Here is a 15,974-nt window from a genome sequence, read left to right as displayed (position 1 = left end):
CCGACGAGCAGTTCCCGCCACGCCCTGATCTCCTCCGCCGACGCCAGGATCGGATGCCACAACCGGACGCGCACGGGCTCGCCCTGCGGCTCGGCCGCCGGGCCCGCCGCGTGCCACGCGCCGTCCACGTCCTGGAACTCCCAGATCAGCCCGCGGACGACCGTCCCGGTGACCGGGTGGTCGCGGTAGTGGCGGCACCACTCGTCGTACGGCCATTCACGCCCGGCCGACATCAGCGCCTCGAGACGGGCACGCTCCGCCGACAACGTCCCCCGCACCTCCTTGGCCAGGGCCTTCACCTCCCGCAGCGCGTCCGGGAAACCGTTCTTGACCGCCGCGGGGACCGTACGGGAGGTCCGGCCGTCGGGAGCCGTGAAGGTGAGCCGCACCGTCGCCGCGTCCTCCACCGCCACACGCGCCCGGTGTCCGCCCAGCGTCCGCTCGAGCGACCCGTCCGCCGTCAGGCCGTGGTCGGGCACGCTCCGTTCGACGAGCTGGGCCGCCGTGATTCCCTGCCGTGCGGCGGCCGTCGTCAGGGCCGTGCCGATCTGCTTGCGCAGGGCTCGGTGCCTGATCTGCGACCGCAGCCGCCACAGGGTCTCCAGCGCGGCCGGATCGTCGACCTCGGCCAGCGCGTTGATCGCCGCGCCCGCGAGCTTGAGGTCCTCGGTCACGTCGGTCCTGGGACCGCCTGCCCGCAGGGCGAGCGCGCCGAGGTGGGGCACGGCCGCCGGTCCACCCGCCAGTGCGCCTGCCCAGACGAGGCCTCGGGCCAGATCTCCGTCGTTCTGGTGCACGAGGTAGTGGTAGTGGTAGTCGTCGGGCATCCACCCGTTGTGCGTGCCGCGCGCCCTGCTGCACAGCGGCTCGTCCTCGGCCAGCGTCCGCAGGACCCCGGTCGCCAGTTCGCCGGCCGACGCCGCCTCCATGAGGGTGCGGCAGGTCCGCCGCCACCGCTGTGTGGGACGCGGCCCGGACGGAACCACGAGGTGCTGGACGAACTCGGCCAGCTCGGGCGTGGGCTGCGTCTCGGCGCGGTCGCGCAGCGCGGCGGCCCACGGGGCGTACGGCGGGATCAGTCCGTCGGGTATGAGCGCCCTGTCGACGCGCGCCAGCAGTGCGCGCAGCCGCCTGCCGAGCGGTCCGCGCAGGTGCGCGGGCGCCTCACCGCTCATCAGCCTCGTGTGGGCGAGCCGCAGTTGGGGGGCGAGGGCACGGCAGCCGTCGGCGTCGAGCTGCTCGGCCGCGTCCAGGGCCGGCCCCAGCGGACCGGCGGACCAGTAGCTGACGGCGGTCGCGGGGGCGCAGGACAGCATCACCGCGACCTCCTCCGGGCTCCAGCCCCGCACCCGCGCCATCACGGTGACGAGCTCGGCCTCGTACGTCCGTGATCCGGGGGCGTCGCGGCCGGACGCCTGCATCAGGCACAGGGCCGCGGCCCGGCCCTCCGCGTCCGAGCAGGCCGCCAGCCACCCGTCGATCGCGTCCTGGTTGGCCGCGCGCACCGCCAGGATGCGGTCGTACTCCCCCGCTCCCCGCGACGCGGCGAACGCGTCCCACCGGGGCTCCGTCCGTTGACGCTCCATAAGGTCGACGAGTCCGCGGGCGCGCTCGAGGGCCGCGGTCCTCACGTCGTCGAGCGGGTCGTTCCGGCGGGCCTGGGCGGCCAGGGCTTCGTGCAGCATGACCGGATGATGACAAGGGGGACTGACAACGGGGCCGATCATGGGACCGGTTGCCGGCCACCGCGCCCTGCCCGTCCTCAGGGGCGGGGCCGCAGCACCTCGAGGGCACCGGTCTCGGTGTCGTAACTGCGCAGGGTGGTGAGCCGGACCGGCAGCGGCGGCGTGGGCAGCAGCTCGTGGACCCGCCGGCCGGCGAACGCGCCGGGCCTCCGGCTGCGGCCCAGGGTGACGTGAGGGGACCAACGGCCCGGCGCGTGCAGGGGGTTGAGTGCCTGGGGCGGACTGTCCGCGGTCACCGCCTCCCACACCCGGCGGTGCAGGCCGGCCAGCGCGGCGTCGCGGTCGAGCGCCCAGGCGAGCACCGAGGTGGGGCGTTCGAAGCGGATGAGACCGGTGAACCGCACCGGCAGCGGCAGGGCGGCGGCCACCTCGGCGAGTTCCCAGCGGATCGGGGCGGTCAGCTCCGGGCAGGTGGCCAGGGTGAGGTGCGGGCTGTTGGTCGGGGACCGGTGGCGCGCCTGACTGGGCAGCCCCGCGTCCGCGAGCCGCCGCCAGGCCTCACGGACCGCCAGGTCCGCCGACTCGTCCAACAGAAGCTCGACCGTGCGCACCACCGCAGGGTACCCGCGGGGTACGCGCGGGGTCGGCACCCGCCAGTCCCTCACTCACCACCCAAGCGCCGGCCGGCCGGGCGGTGCCGGTGGCCCTCACTCCTCGTGCGGCGGCCAGAAGTAGTACGAGTCGAAGGGGCCGCCGCTCACATGGACGAGTTGGACGAAGCCTCCGGCGACCGCCTCGGGTGAGGCGAGGTTCCTGGCGTCGACGCAGATGCCGTTCACCTTGTACTCGGGCTCCAGACGCGACCTGAGGAAGCCCGCCGGGTCCGCCATCAGGGCCTCGCGTTCCTCTTCACCCACCTCGACCTGGAAGATCTCGAGGACCTGCCCGGTGTGCTTGCCCTTCCGCGTCACTGCGGTCATGCCGGTACTCCTTCTGCCGCCGGTGGGCCCCTTCTCATCCTGAACCCGCGGGCTGCGCGGGCAACTCGTGCGGGGGTGCCCCTGGACCGGGCGAGTGACCTCCGGGAGCCCGCCGGGGCGGGCGGCGGCCACTCGGGGCGCGCCGCCACTCCGCCCGCGGCGGCCGAAGGGCGGCCGTCGCCGCCCCGTGCCAGGCTGGCTTGGTCAACGATCTGCGGAAGGGAATCCTCGCCATGATCACGAACGACTTCGTCCCCGGTTCCCCCTGCTGGCTCGACCTCGGCGCGCCCGACGTGGGCGCCGCCGCGGCCTTCTACGGTGCCGTCCTCGGCTGGGACTACGAACCCATGGGCGGAGGCGAGGGCGGCGGAGGCGGCCAGGACGCCGAGGCCATGGAAGGCGGCATGTTCCGCAAGGACGGCAAGATCGTCGCGGGGCTCGGCAAGCTCACCGAGAAGGGCGCCCGGTCGGCCTGGATGATCTACTACTGCGTCTCCGACGCGGACGCCATCACCCGGACCGTGGAAGGCGCGGGCGGCACCGTGCGGGTGGCTCCGACCGACCTGGACGAGTGGGGCCGGATGGCGCAGTACAGCGACCCCCTGGGGGGACAGTTCGCGGTCTGGCAGCCGGGCACCGACAAGGGCGTCGAGCTGGTGGACAAGCCGGGGTCGCTGTCCTGGACCGAGCTGTACACGACCGACGCGGCGGCGGCCAAGGAGTTCTACGGCACCGTCTTCGGCTGGCAGTTCAGCGACATGGCCATGCCTGGCGGCGGCGGCACGTACACCATGATCACGCCCGCCGGGCTCCCCGAGGAGCGCATGCACGGCGGCCTCATGGAACTCGGCATGGAGAACCTCGGCCTGGCACACGGCCATCCGTACTGGCACCCGGTCTTCAACGTCACCGACTGCGACGCCGCGGTCGCCCGGGTCACCGACAACGGCGGCACCGTGCAGATGGGGCCCGAGACCGCGGAGGGCGTCGGCCGGATGGCCGTCTGTCTCGACCCGTCGAACGCGGACTTCGTCCTGCTCACCCCGTCCGAGGGCTGAGCCCCGCGCGCAGGCACGGCAGCCGGCCTCGTCGCGAGGGCGGCAGGCCGGCCAGGCGCCGGCGTGAGCCGGAGCGGGGAAGCAGCGGCACTCCGGCTCCGCACCCTGCGGCCCGACGCCTGGTGAGAGCCCCATTCCCGCGCGTGCCGGCCCTCCGGCACACGGGCCTACCGTGCGGTACGCCCGGTGGGTAATATCCCGCGAGCACGGCAGCCCGGTCGGGGTGACGGCTTCAGCTGGAAGGGCTGCCATGATGTTCCGTTTGCGTGTGATGCGCGCCTTCGTGCTGCTGACCGGCTTCTTCCTGATGGGGTTCGTCCTGCTGGCCGCCATCGGAGCGCTGGACTGGCTGCTGCTGACGAGGGCGGCCGCCGGTGCCCCGACGTCGTTGGGTCAGGGCGCGGTCCTCACCGCCTCCCTACTGCTCGTCGTGGCCATCCTGCAGGGCATGTTCGCGTTCCTGCGGGCCGGGCGCCTTCGCAGGGAACGGGACGCGATCGCGGTGACGCCCGACGCCCAGCCCGAACTGTGGGCAGTGGTCCGGGCCGCCGCCGAGGCGACGGGGGAACGACCGCCGCACGAGCTGTACCTGGACGCACGGGTGAACGCCGCCGTCTCCGAGCAGAGCCGGATGCTGGGCCTGCTGCCCGGACGGCGCCGGATGCGCATCGGCGTGCCGTTGCTCGTCGGCATGACCGTGCAGCAGCTCCGCGGCGTGCTGGCTCACGAGTTCGGCCACTACGCCAACCTCGACACCCGGCTCGGGGGCGTCATCATGCGCGGTCGTGCGGCCGTGCTGCACACGGTGGAGGTCTTCGGGCGGAGCCAGACCTGGTTCCACGAGGCGGTGGGCATGCTGTACGTCAGGTACGCCCACCTGTACCTGCGCACCTCGCAGGCCGTGGGCCGTGAACAGGAACTCGCCGCCGACCGGACGGCGGCCCGCCACGCGGGGCGGGACGCGACCGCCTCGGCCCTGCGCGCCCTGCCCGTGCTCGACGCCGTCTACGATCACTACCTGACGTCCTACGCCGGGATCGGTGAGTCGGTGGGAGCCCTCCCCCAGCGCGGTGAGGTGTACGGCGGATTCCGCCGGATGTTGGAGGGCCGGTCGTCCACCGACCTCGCCGCACTGTCCGCCGGGCAGACCCCGTCGCGGCCGCACGAGTACGACTCGCACCCTCCGATCGCCGAACGCATCGCCCTGATCGAGGCGTTGCCCGAGGACGGCAGGACCGCCGCACCGGACGACGCGAGGCCGGCACTCACCCTCCTGCGCGAGGCGGACGAGGTGTTCACGGCGCTGGAGGCCTGCACGCTGGGACCGGAGGTTTCCGCCCTGCCCCGCGTGCGGTGGGACGATCTCGTCATGGCCCGCGCGGTCGCCGACGCCGCGGAGGATTCGCGGCCGTTGCAGGTCGCCACGGCCAGGGCGCTGCGGGCGGAGTCGGCCGACGACCGCGGCGGCAGAGCGCCCAGGCCTGTCGCGGACGACGCGCTGCCCGACCTGGAGGACGTGCTGGACGCCTTCGACCGGGGGCTGCTGTGGATGGAGATCGCCGACCGCATCCCCAAGCCGCAGCAGGCGTCGTGGCTGACCGGGGCTTCCGCCCGCAACTTCGTCCGGCCCCTGGTCCTCGACGGCCTCGCCGGCCTGATCCACCTGCGCCTGGTCCGGGAGGGGCAGGCGGCTCCCGACCTCGCCTGGTCGGGCGCCCGCCCGGGCCTGGCCCTGCCCGAGGAGTGGGAGCGCGACATGGACGAAGCCCTCGACGCGGCCGTCGCCGACGCACCCGACACCGCGCTCCTGCGTTCCCTGCTGGCCGGAGTCGCAGCCGAGGTCGCCCAGTAGCCGAGGCGCCGTGGGGGCGTGGGGCTGTCGAATCGTCGAATCGTCGAATCGTCGGGTCGTCGGCGACCGCCTTGGCGCGCGGATGTCTTCGCGTCGGCGCAACTCGGCCTCGGGTCTCGGCATTCGGGCCGCCCTTGACCCCCTTGCTCCCGGATGCCAGTCTCTCGCTCATGCCGTGGACCCCGTTGACCAGCCGCCGAGTGGTTGACTTCATGCTCATCGCCACCAGCGCGTGTCGCTGCTGCTGACGGTTCCTCCCGTCGACCGTTCTCATCGGTCGATCGCCGGCTTCCGCTGACCCGTTCATCGCGTTCGCCCACCCCTCCCGTCGTCCGGCTCGTTGCGTCCGTCCGGGCCCGTGGGTAACGGCGCCTGCCTGCCGCGAACCTCGGTAACGCTTCCTCCGGTTCACGCCGCTGCCGCCGCGTGCTCCCGCACGCTCGCCGGGGCGGCGTGAACCACCGCGTCATCGATGGTCCCGGCGCGATGCCGCGTTCCGGTCGCCTCCACCGCAGGGCACGGCGCGTCGTCCGGCGAATCGCGGATCCGCGTACGCGACGACTCCTCCCCCACACCGCCCCTCGGGGGCGCGCCGCTGCCCGCGCATCCCCGCTCGCCCCTCCTGGCGGCTCGCGCCGTCACCGAGGCATGCCCGCGCACGAAGCCGCTCGACCTCCTCGATCCACTCCACCAGCACCCACACCGAACAGGTCACCGACATGAGCTACCTCTGGTACATCCCCAACCAGATCGAGCCGGGCCACCGAGGCGACGACACCGGCGAGGACCAGGGCTGGGGCACCCTCGACCACTCCACCGACCTGGCCCGCACCGCCGAGAGCCACGGCTGGGAGGGCGCGTTGCTGGGCACCGGCTGGGGCCGCCCCGACACGTTCACCCTGGGCGCCTCCCTGGCCGCACGGACCACCACCTTCAAGCCGCTGATCGCCGTGCGGCCCGGCTACTGGCAGCCCGCGCACTTCGCGAGCTCCGCCGCCACACTCGACCACCTGACCGGCGGCCGCGTGCTGGTCAACATCGTCAGCGGCCTCGACAACCTCGCGGCGTACGGCGACCACCACACCGACCCGGCCAACCGCTACGCCCGCACCCGCGAGTTCATCCACCTGGTCCGGCGCCTGTGGACCGAGGAGAACGTCACCTACCGGGGCGAGCACTTCGCCGTCGAGAACTCCACCGTGGTGCCGCACCCCGACGGCTACCCCGACCGGCACCCCACCCTCTACTTCGGCGGGGCCTCCGAGCCCGCCGAACGGGTGGCCGCCGCGGAGGCGGACGTGCAGCTGTTCTGGGGTGAGCCGTTGGAGGGCCTGGCCGAGCGCATCGAACGCCTGCGGAACCTGGAGGCCAAGGTGGAGCGCCGGCACCAGCCACTGGAGTTCGGTCTGCGCGTCACCACACTCGTCCGCGACACCACCGAGGAGGCGTGGCGGGAGGCCGAGGCCCGGGTGGCCGCCATGGCGAAGAGGGGCGTGGACGGTCCCGGCTGGGCCGTCGGGGGCGAGCGCAGGGCCGCGGTGGGCCAGCAGCGTCTGCTCGAACTCGCTGCACGCGGTGACGTGCTCGACACCTGCCTGTACACCGCCCCGGGCAGGGTGGGCGGCGGTGGAGCGGGGACCACCTGGCTGGTCGGTTCCGCAGACGACGTGGCCCAGGCGCTGCAGCGCTACCGGGAGCTCGGCATCTCCCACTTCGTCCTGTCGGACACTCCCTACAAGCAGGAGATCATCCGCGTCGGCGACGAACTCCTGCCCAGGCTGCGCGCTCTCGCGAGCACGCCGGCCAACGCCTGAACCACACCCCCATCCCCCTCCTCTCTTCTCCTCTCCTCTCCTCTCCTCTCCTCTCCTCTCCTGAAAGCGAGCCTTGTGCATGACCCTCACCGATTCCCCGACGGTCAACCGGGCGGGCGCCCGCTACGGTGACCCGGACTTCGTCCTCGGCGTGACCTCGCCGGTCATCGAGCAGCAGCTGCGCCACCGTTCGGTGCGCGCGTTCCTGCCGGCCCTCGTCACCGAGGAGGAACTGCAGGCCGTCGTGGCCGCGGCGTCGTCGGCCCCGACGTCCTCGAACCTCCAGGCCTGGAGCGTCATCGCGGTGACCGACCCGGCGCGCAGGCGCCGGCTGTCGGACCTGGCCGCGCGGCAGGAGTTCATCGCCCAGGCGCCGTTGTTCCTGGTGTGGGTGGCCGACCTCGACCGCAACCACCGTCTGGCGGAACGCAACGGCAAGCCGCTCGACGCCACGGTCTACCTGGAGTCCACCCTGCTCGGTGTCATCGATGCCGCGCTGGCCGCCCAGAACGCGGTCGTGGCACTGGAGTCGCTCGGCCTGGGATCGGTCTTCGTGGGCGCGGTGCGCAACCACGCCCAGGAGTTCGCCGACGAACTGGCCCTGCCGCCGCACACCGTGGCCGTCTTCGGGCTCGCGGTCGGGCACCCCGACCCCACCGAGGAGGCCGGCGTCAAGCCGCGCCTCCCCCAGACCGCCGTCCTGCACCGCGAGACCTACAACGCCCCCGAGGCCGACGCCGACCTGCCGGCGTACGACGAGCGGCTGGCCGCCTACAACCGCGCCCACGGGCTCACCGGCGCCTGGACGGAGCGGGTCCTGGCCCGGCTCGCCGGGGCCGCCTCCATGGCGGGACGCGACAGGCTCCGCGGCATCCTCAAACGCCGCGGTCTGCCCTCCCGCTGATCCCCGGAGCACCACGCCGGCCCCGCCCCCAGCGACACCAGCAACACCAGCAACACCAGCGACGAGAGAGAGCACGTGATGAGCGAGCAGTACCCGCACTACGAGGACGTCTTCAAGGCGGCCGACACCCGCTACGACTCCTTGCCCTACCGCCGCACCGGACGGTCCGGGCTCCACCTGCCCGCCATATCCCTGGGCCTGTGGCAGAAGTTCGGCACGGACCACTCCTACGACACCCAGCGCGACATCATCCTGCACGCCTTCGACCTGGGGATCTCCCACATCGACAACGCCAACCGCTACGGCCCGCCCCACCGCGCCGCCGAGCAGACCCTGGGACGTGTGCTGCGCCGCGAACTGGCGCCCTACCGCCACGAGCTGGTCCTCTCCAGCAAGGCCGGCGGCATCTTCGGGCCCAACCCCAACCTCCGCGGTGGCGGCCGCAAGGCGCTGCTGACCTCGCTGGACCTGAGCCTGCGCGACCTCGGCACCGACTACGTCGACATCTTCTACCACCACAGGCCGGACGGGACGACGCCGCTGGAGGAGACCGCCGGCGCGCTCGCCACGGCCGTCAGGTCGGGCAAGGCCCTGTACGTCGGCATCTCCAACTACGAACCCGACCGTGCCAAAGCGATCGCCCGGCTGCTCCGCGCCGAGGGCGTGCCGCTGCTCATCCACCAGCCGCGCTACTCCCTCTACGACCGCGGCATCGACCGCAACGGCCTCGCCGACCTGGCCGTCGAGGAGGGCTTCGGCCTCATCGTCTACTCACCGCTGGCCCAGGGCCTGCTCACCGACAAGTACCTGGAGACCATTCCGGACGGCGCCCGCGCCGGCAACAGCGAGTTCCTCAAGCCCGAGCAGATCGACGAGACCTACCGGCACCGCACGGCCCGGCTCGACAAGCTCGCCCGGGACCGCGGCCAGTCGCTGGCCCAGCTCGCCCTGCAGTGGGTCCTGCGCAACCCCGCGGTGACCTCGGCGCTGATAGGCGCCAGCTCCACGGAGCAGCTCGACCACAACCTGCAGGCCCTGAGCGGCCCGGAGTTCACGGACGAGGACCTCGCCGTGATCGAGGAGTTCGGCGTCCACGGCACGGGCCTGCACGCCTGACGCGGCCGGGACGGCGTCACCGTGCCGCAGCGACGAGCCGGAGCCCGGAGCACCGGTCTCCACCGGACCCTCCACCGCGTAGGCCGACCAACTGACGAACCCGTGCAAAAAGCTGAGGAGTTGGACCCATCGGGATACATTGCCTGGAGCGGCCCCGCCCTCCTGGGCCTCACTCACCAGGCGCCCCGACGCCTTGGCACCATCACATGCCCATCGCGGCAGATCCCTCAAGTGCGTGAAAGGTGAAGGCCATTGTCCAAGGTCATCGGCTACGCCTCAGGAGTCTTCGACCTCTTCCACATAGGTCACCTCAACCTGCTCAGACACGCGAAGGCCCAGTGCGACCACTTGGTCGCCGGCGTCCTCTCGGACGAGGTCGCCACCCACAAGGGTCATGCACCCGTGGTGCCGCTGCTCGAGCGCATGGAGATCGTGAGTGCGGTCAAGTGCGTCGACGAAACGATCGCCGACCATACCCTCGAGAAGATGGAGGCCTGGAGGCAGGTCCGCTTCGACAAGCTCTTCAAGGGCGAGGACTGGAAGGGGACGCCCCGCGGCGAACAGTGGGAGCGCGATTTCGCCCGGGTGGGAGTTGAAGTCGTCTACCTTCCCTACACGATGCACGTCTCGAGCACCAGCCTTCGCCAGCTGATACAGAGCGTGATCGACGATGCCGATAGACACGAGATGTCGCACGGTCGACGGAAGTAACCCCGCTCGCGCGTGTGGGTCCCCGTCGGGGCGGGGCTCCGGACCGGCCGGAGCCCCGCCGACGGTCAGCTGGTGGGGAAGGAGTCCGCGGTGCTGATGCGGCTCTTCAGCAGAGCCCCGGACTCGGTCAGCACGCCGCTGCTGCTGTAGTCGCTGCCGTTGCAGGTGCCCGGCTTGAACGCCGCGCTGCCCTCATCGGCGTCGGAGTACGTCCAGTTCGCGTAACCGATCTTGTGCCGGTCGAGGAGGTCCAGCCAGGCCGTGGTGCTGGCCCGGTCCACCGCTCCGCCGCCGGTGTAGGTCACCGTGCCGAACTCCGTGACGAACAGCGGGAGCCGTGTGGCCGCCCGGTTCACAACGGTGCGGTAGTTGTCCGTGTGGCTGGCGGCGTAGAAGTGGAACGCGTACATGATGTTGGTCGCGTTCACCGGGTTGTTGACGATCTCGCTCTCGTCGGCGCCGTCCGAGACGCCGAGCGAGGACCAGCCCCGGGTGCCGACGATGACGACGGCGTCCGGGTCGGCGGCGCGGATCACCGGGATGACCTGCTCCGCGTAGCTCTTGATGGTCGCCCAGCTCACGCCGTTGGGCTCGTTGGCGATCTCGTAGATCACGTTCTTCTTGGCGGCGTTGCGGGTCGCGACGGACTTGAAGAACGTCTTGGCGCGCTCGAGGTTGTGGGTCGGGTCACCGGGAGTCAGCGTGTGGAAGTCGATCATCGCGTACATGCCGCGGGCCTCGGCCTGGTCGACGAGGTTGTTCACCTTGCTGGTGAAGCCCGCCGGGTCGGTCTCGTAGCCGCCCTCCTGCACGTACATGGCGGTACGCAGCAGGTCCGACTTCCAGTCCTTCGCCAGCGCGTCCAGGGACGCGGTGTTGTAGCACTTGCTGAACCACTGCAGGCCGTGGGTGCTCATGCCCCGCAGCTGGATGGGGCGGTTGTACTGGTTGCAGAGGTTCACACCGCAGACACGGAGCTGCCCGTTGATGCCCACCGGAGTGCCGGTCGCGGGAGGCTGGCTGGTCGGCGGGTCGGTGGGCGGCGGCGTGGTCGGGGACTGGTCCACGGAGCCCGTGCAGGCCACGCCGTTGAGCTTGAAGGACGTGGGCTTCGGGTTGGCGCCCGTGTACGAGCCGACGAAGCCGATGTCCGCCGCGGCGCCGGTGGCCAGCGTGCGGTTCCAGTCGACCGGGGCGGCGGTGACCGTGGAGCCGGACTGCGACAGGGTGGCGTTCCATCCCTGGACGAACTTCTGTCCCGCGTCCGGCCAGTCCCAGGTGAGCTTCCAGCCGGTGACCGGGTCGCCCAGGTTGGTGACCTTCACGCCGGCCTGGAAGCCGCCCTGCCACTGGCTGGTGATCGTGTAGTCGACCTTGCAGCCGGTGGCGGCCGAGACCTGGGGAGCGCTCAGCGCTATGAGGCCCAGACCTGTCGCGCAGGTTGCCAATAAGGCTGTCAAGCGTTTCAAGGCGTATCTCCTCGTGTGTGGGGGGAAGCGGGAAAAAACGGGGATGGGAGCGCTCCCAGTGCCCGTCGAGGCGAGACCGTACACCGGTGCGGTGATTCGCGTACAGATGTTGGACCATCGAGCAACGGCCGACCCGGGCTACTGCCGTGACCTCCCGGCGCCCGTCCCGGGAGGTCACCCGGGCGACCCTCCGGACCGACGTGCCGTGCGCTACGGGAGGACGATGTCGCGGCCGGGTCCGCCCGCCAGGACGTCCTTGCCGGAGCCGCCGAGGATCAGGTCGTCGTCGCCCTCGCCGTCCAACGTGTCGTCACCGGGTCCGCCGAGGACGACGTCGCGGCCGTCGCCGCCCTTGGCGTGGTCGTCGCCCTGGCCGGCGTACACGACGTCGTCGCCGCCGTACCCCTCGATCATGTCGTCACCCCGGCCGCCCCAGAGCTGCTGGTCGGCGTGGTCGCCCATCAGGTCGTCCATGCCGTCGCCGCCGTACAGGGCGCCCGACCCCATGACCATGTCGTCGCCCGCGTCGCCCCGCGCCGTACGCGCGGTGTGGGCGTGCAGTTCGTCGTCGCCGGGTCCGCCGCTGACGGTGCCGACCGCGGGGTCGAAGGCAGCGATCGTGTCGTCGCCGTCGCCGAGAAAGACGTCGATCCTGTCGGGGCGGGGGCCCTCGACCGGCAGTTCACAGACCACGGAGGTGAGGTCCTCGGCCCTGGAGTACGCACAGTGGTCGCCCGGTTGGAGCGGGACCACGTCGCTGAAGCCGATCCGCCGGATCCCCTCGGCGGTGTACATGGAGAAGATCTGGAGGTTGTTGGCCTGGCCCGGAGCGGCGGTGAAGACGATCGACCGGCTCGCCCAGTCGGCGCCGACGCGCGCCTTCGTCTCCGCTGGGGCGGCGAACGCCGGACCGGTGGCGACACCCGCGGCGAGCAGGGCCACGGCGACCGCGCCGACGGTCACGCGGTGAAGGTTCACAGGACCTCGTTTCGATGTGGTGACGGTGGATCGAGCTGCCTGCGGGCGGCGCAGGCAGGGCCCCAGGCGGACAGGCCGAAGGGCGCGACGCCTGCAGCGGGTTGACGGGGCCGCGGAGTCGCGACGGCGGTGCGGCGCCGGCGGCCCGCGTCGGGACGGCGGAGAGCCGGCAGCCAGGCAACGGACCACGGGGTGCGGCCACTGGCTGCGGGCCGCGAACCGCGTGCACACCATGAGCAAGGAAGCCCCGCCGGGGCAGAGTGACCGCATGGGTCCCCTGCCCCGACGGGGCTCGGTCTGCCGGGCGGCGGGTTACCGGCGCCCGGCAGACCGGTGCCACGTGCGACGTTCTTCAGCTCAGCTCAGCTCAGGTGAAGTTGACGTCGCTGCACCACATGTAGGCCTGGTCGAGGTGCGAGGCCTGCCAGATCACGAACACGATGTGGTGGCCGCTGTAGCCGGACGTGTTCACGTTGAACGAGATGTTCTGTGACGGGGCGTAGCGGCCGGTCTGCGTGATGAAGTCGAGGTTGCCCCAGCCCAGGGTCTGGGTCTTGGGGTTGAAGCCCTGCTTGCTCACGTAGACCTTGAAGTAGTCGGCACCGTGCGACGCCTGGTCGTAGAGCTGGACCGAGAAGTTGCTGCCGAGGTTGGTCGTCTTCCAGGCGCCGGGCTTGTTCAGGCTCGAGTTCCTGGAGAGGTTGTTGCTGCAGAGCGTTCCGTCGGGGGTCCGCGCCTGGAACTGGCCGCCGAGGCCATCGCGGAGAGCGCTCATCCAGTTCCACATGGTGTCAGGGTTGGCCTGGAAGGCCTGGTAACACATGGGGTCTTCGGTCTGCATGGCGGGGTTGGTGTGGTTGCTACCCCACTTCTGCCAGCACTGGTACGCGCGGGTGGCAGGACCGACAATGGTGCCGTGAGCCTGGGCGGGGGCCGACCAGGCCAGCGCGCCGGCGACCACGGCGAACAGCATGACCAGCGCCTGGAGAGGTCGGCGGAGAGCCGACCGGGACCGCCCGGCTAACGGAAGCTGTGTGCGCATGTGGGGGGAACTCCTTCCATCGGATGCACTGTGGGAGCGCTCCCAGCGTTACGACACATGAATGAAATGTCAATGGAGCAAACAAAATTGGTTGCAGAAGCAGCGGTGAACAGGGAGTTTGCATCTCCCGGCCACTGCCGCGGGCCGGGTCGGGGATGCGCTCCCCCGCCGCGCGTAACGTGGACGACCTGCAGGACCTCCACGAGCAGTGCCTCGTCAGCAACGCCCACGCCGAAGAGGAGGACGTAGCCCTTCGGTACCACGGCGACATGGACCGGCCACAACGGCTTGAAGTGCTCGAAAGCCGGACCCGTTCCGTTTCGGCCAGGACGAGCGAGGCTTTCCTGCCGAGGACTTCGTCGCAACGGAAGGGTCGCCGGCCCGCCGCCGACGCGGCGTGAGGAGAGGAGGCCAGGTGACCGTTGGGGAGCCTGTGCACGGCCTCCGTCACCGCCCTGAGCACTTCGCCGCGGTGCCGGTGCGTTTGCGGACGGAGGGTACCGGGGCTGTCCGGAAACTGGCCTCGCGCCGCACCGACGTGCGAGAGGGGCGGAGCGGCCACTTCCCGTTCGCCGGGCGTCCGGAACTGATCGCCGACCTCGTGCGGGAGTTGCGCCCCGACAGCCGTGTCCCGCCGTCCCGCGACGTCCCGGCCTAGACTCGCCCGGCGGCCACACTCGTCGACGCCAGGCGACCTGAAGGGAAGTGCGCTCCGTGCCCACCTACGACAACCCGGTCATCAGCGGATTCCACCCCGATCCCAGCGTGTGCCGGGTGGGCGACGACTACTACCTGGTGTGTTCCAGTTTCGAGTACTTCCCGGGGCTGCCGCTCTTCCACAGCAGGGACCTCGTGCACTGGGAGCAGATCGGCAACGTGCTGGACCGCCCGGCCCAGTTGCCGCTGCCGCTCCCGGGCTCCAAGGCGTCCGGTGGCCTGTACGCTCCCACGATCCGTCATCACGACGGTCGTTTCTGGGTCGTCAACACCAACATCGACGGCGGCGGCAACTTCGTCGTCTCGGCCGAGCGGCCCGAGGGTCCGTGGAGCGATCCGGTGTGGCTGGATCTGCACGGGATCGACCCCGATCTCGCGTGGGAGGAGGACGGCACCTGCTGGTGCGCCTTCTCCGGTCCCGCGGGAGGCATCAACCTGGCCAGGATCGACCCGGTTGCCGGGAAGGTGCTCGAGGGGCCGGTCCCCACCTGGTCGGGCAGCGGTCTCAAGTTCCCCGAGGCGCCGCACCTCTACCGCATCGGCGACTGGTGGTACCTGCTGATCGCGGAGGGCGGCACCGAACGCGGCCACAGCGTGTCCGTCGCCCGCAGCCGTTCGCCGCGCGGCCCCTGGGAAGGCGCTCCCGCCAACCCGCTGCTGTCGCACAGCGGCACCGGCCGCTCCATCCAGAACACCGGTCACGCCGACCTGGTGCAGGCTCCCGACGGCAGTTGGTGGATGGTGCTGCTCGGCGTCCGGCCCCGCGGCTTCACGCCCGACGTGCACGTGCTCGGCCGTGAGACGTTCCTGACTCCGGTCGAGTGGGACACCGAGGGCTGGCCCGTCGTACCGCCCGTTCCCGAGAGTCACGCGGCACCGGGCGGCGCCTGGCACCCCGTGGCGGAGCCGCCCGCTCTCGACGACTTCGACGGGTCCGCTCTGGCTCCGCACTGGATCTCGCCGTTCGCCCGCCCGGAGGGTTCCTGGTCGCTCACCGAGAAGCCCGGCCGGCTGACCCTCCGGGCCACCGGACCCACGCTCGACCGCCCCGGCTACACCTTCGTCGGCCGCCGTCAGCAGCACCACGACTGCCGTGTCAGCGTGTCGATCGACCCGGGCACGGGACGTGGCGGACTCGGCGTGCGCCTTGACGAGGCCCACCACTACGAACTGGAGGTCGGCGACGGAGAGGCGTCGGTCGTCGCCCGGATCGGTCCGCTGCGCCAGACCGTGGCCTCCCGGCCGGTCCCGCCCGGGCCGCTGATTCTCACCGTCACGATCCGGACGTCCGGTCTCGTACCGGCGTCGCCCGAACTCACCGACGGCGGGACCACCGGCCCGGACACCCTCGCCTTCCGGGTCGGCGATCCCGACGCCGAGGGCGCCCGGCCGCTCGCCGAGCTGGACGGTCGTTACCTGTCCACGGAGGTCGCCTGCGGATTCACCGGCCGCGTGATCGGCATGTACGCCACGGAGGGCGTGGTCGCCTTCGACTGGTTCGAGTACGCCCCCGACACCGGCCTTGCCACCCCGCCCTCCGCCTGAGGCACGGAGGCGGGCTTCCTGCCGGGGCGGGCGGCTCCCGGTCCCCGCCGTCCCACTCCTCGACGGGCTGTGCCTCGGCGTGCGTACCCGTGCGGCCCCGCCC

General features: G+C 71.6%; 13 protein-coding genes. 7 read left to right on the top strand and 6 right to left on the bottom strand.

Annotated elements, in window-relative coordinates; translation table 11 throughout:
• The 3 genes from ACOV8S_RS06635 to ACOV8S_RS06625 form a co-directional block, all read right to left on the bottom strand.
• The coding region (locus ACOV8S_RS06635) for a DUF4132 domain-containing protein (protein ID WP_448316649.1) at positions 1-1,685 on the bottom strand (1,685 nt) is incomplete at its 3' end.
• A 77-nt stretch (positions 1,686-1,762) separates the two neighbouring features.
• Positions 1,763-2,296, bottom strand: a complete 534-nt coding sequence (locus ACOV8S_RS06630; RefSeq protein WP_448316648.1) for a 2'-5' RNA ligase family protein — start codon at positions 2,294-2,296, stop codon at positions 1,763-1,765.
• A gap of 96 nt (positions 2,297-2,392) precedes the next feature.
• The gene (locus ACOV8S_RS06625; protein ID WP_448316647.1) at positions 2,393-2,665 is read right to left on the bottom strand and encodes a hypothetical protein; all 273 of its coding nucleotides are present in this window, start codon (positions 2,663-2,665) and stop codon (positions 2,393-2,395) included.
• A gap of 233 nt (positions 2,666-2,898) precedes the next feature.
• Here ACOV8S_RS06625 and ACOV8S_RS06620 point away from each other — a divergent pair, with 233 nt between their 5' ends.
• The 6 genes from ACOV8S_RS06620 to ACOV8S_RS06595 all read left to right on the top strand — a co-directional run bounded on the left by ACOV8S_RS06620 (position 2,899) and on the right by ACOV8S_RS06595 (position 10,120).
• Positions 2,899-3,723, top strand: coding sequence for a VOC family protein (locus ACOV8S_RS06620; RefSeq protein WP_448316646.1), 825 nt, complete (start codon positions 2,899-2,901; stop codon positions 3,721-3,723).
• Between the two features lie 250 nt (positions 3,724-3,973).
• Positions 3,974-5,575 (top strand): M48 family metalloprotease, encoded by a 1,602-nt coding sequence (locus ACOV8S_RS06615; protein WP_448316644.1) that lies wholly within the window; start codon positions 3,974-3,976, stop codon positions 5,573-5,575.
• A 719-nt stretch (positions 5,576-6,294) separates the two neighbouring features.
• Positions 6,295-7,389 (top strand): LLM class flavin-dependent oxidoreductase, encoded by a 1,095-nt coding sequence (locus ACOV8S_RS06610; protein WP_448316642.1) that lies wholly within the window; start codon positions 6,295-6,297, stop codon positions 7,387-7,389.
• 79 nt (positions 7,390-7,468) lie between these two features.
• Positions 7,469-8,293, top strand: a complete 825-nt coding sequence (locus ACOV8S_RS06605) for an NADPH-dependent oxidoreductase (RefSeq protein WP_448316640.1) — start codon at positions 7,469-7,471, stop codon at positions 8,291-8,293.
• A gap of 78 nt (positions 8,294-8,371) precedes the next feature.
• Complete coding sequence (locus tag ACOV8S_RS06600) at positions 8,372-9,409, top strand: aldo/keto reductase (RefSeq protein WP_448316639.1); 1,038 nt, start codon at positions 8,372-8,374, stop codon at positions 9,407-9,409.
• Positions 9,410-9,661: 252 nt separating this feature from the next.
• Positions 9,662-10,120, top strand: a complete 459-nt coding sequence (locus ACOV8S_RS06595; protein WP_448316638.1) for an adenylyltransferase/cytidyltransferase family protein — start codon at positions 9,662-9,664, stop codon at positions 10,118-10,120.
• A gap of 65 nt (positions 10,121-10,185) precedes the next feature.
• On the opposite strand, the gene ACOV8S_RS06590 is transcribed toward ACOV8S_RS06595, so the two are convergent.
• The 3 genes from ACOV8S_RS06590 to ACOV8S_RS06580 form a co-directional block, all read right to left on the bottom strand.
• Positions 10,186-11,589, bottom strand: coding sequence for a cellulase family glycosylhydrolase (locus ACOV8S_RS06590; protein ID WP_448316636.1), 1,404 nt, complete (start codon positions 11,587-11,589; stop codon positions 10,186-10,188).
• A 210-nt stretch (positions 11,590-11,799) separates the two neighbouring features.
• Positions 11,800-12,567, bottom strand: a complete 768-nt coding sequence (locus tag ACOV8S_RS06585; protein WP_448316635.1) for a calcium-binding protein — start codon at positions 12,565-12,567, stop codon at positions 11,800-11,802.
• Positions 12,568-12,934: 367 nt separating this feature from the next.
• Positions 12,935-13,540 (bottom strand): lytic polysaccharide monooxygenase auxiliary activity family 9 protein, encoded by a 606-nt coding sequence (locus tag ACOV8S_RS06580; protein WP_448317380.1) that lies wholly within the window; start codon positions 13,538-13,540, stop codon positions 12,935-12,937.
• Between the two features lie 783 nt (positions 13,541-14,323).
• On the opposite strand from ACOV8S_RS06580, the gene ACOV8S_RS06575 reads away from it, so the two are divergent.
• Positions 14,324-15,871: a glycoside hydrolase family 43 protein gene (locus ACOV8S_RS06575; RefSeq protein ID WP_448316633.1), complete on the top strand. Its 1,548-nt coding sequence runs from the start codon at positions 14,324-14,326 to the stop codon at positions 15,869-15,871.
• Positions 15,872-15,974 lie beyond the last annotated feature (103 nt).

This window comes from Streptomyces sp. CO7 (assembly GCF_053474865.1).
This window is presented reverse-complemented; position numbering and strand designations above follow the sequence as displayed.